Annotated in this window: 1 protein-coding gene; it reads left to right on the top strand. The window is 78.1% G+C overall.

Annotated features, from left to right (window positions below):
- Positions 1-680 (top strand): SWIM zinc finger family protein (locus B7L92_RS38460; protein WP_255311364.1); only part of this gene is annotated, 680 nt, incomplete at both ends.

Here is a 680-nt window from a genome sequence, read left to right as displayed (position 1 = left end):
CTCCATGGCCGCCCCCGAGCGCGACGGCGACCTGCGCCGCACCTTCCCCGCCTTCCCGCCCCGCACCCCGGACGGCGAGGGCTTCGCCCGGACCTGGTGGGGCAACGCGTGGGTCACCGCGCTCGAGGAGGGCGCGCTCGACGCCGCACGGCTGGCGCGCGGGCGCGGATACGCCGAACAGGGCCACGTCGACGCGATCACCGTCACCCCGGGGCTCGTCCTCGCGTACGTACGGGGCAGCCGGCCGCGACCGTACCGGGTACAGGTGCGGCTGCGGACGTTCCGGGACGCCGAATGGGAGCGGTTCCTGGACGCCGCCGCCGACCGGCCCGGCCACATCGCGGCCCTGCTGGACAAGGAGATGCCCCCGTCCCTCGCCGACTGCGGAGCCCCGCTGCTGCCCGGCCCCGGCGACCTCGACCCGCACTGCAGCTGCCCCGACTCCGGCCACCCCTGCAAGCACGCCGCCGCCCTCTGCTACCAGACCGCCCGGCTGCTCGACGCCGACCCGTTCGTGCTGCTCCTGCTGCGCGGGCGCGGCGAGCGCGAGGTGATCGACGCCCTGTCCCGGCTGAGCGCGGCCCGGGCCGCCCGCGCCGCCCGGGAGAAGGAACCGGAAGCCCTGCCCGGCGTACGGGCCGCCGAGGCCCTCGCCCCGCGCGACCTCCCCCCGCTCCCGG

Origin of the sequence: Streptomyces viridosporus (assembly GCF_002078235.1) — a bacterium.
Classification (GTDB): domain Bacteria; phylum Actinomycetota; class Actinomycetes; order Streptomycetales; family Streptomycetaceae; genus Streptomyces; species Streptomyces viridosporus.
Note: the sequence above shows the minus strand (reverse complement) of the source record. Positions and strands in the feature narration are given on the sequence as shown.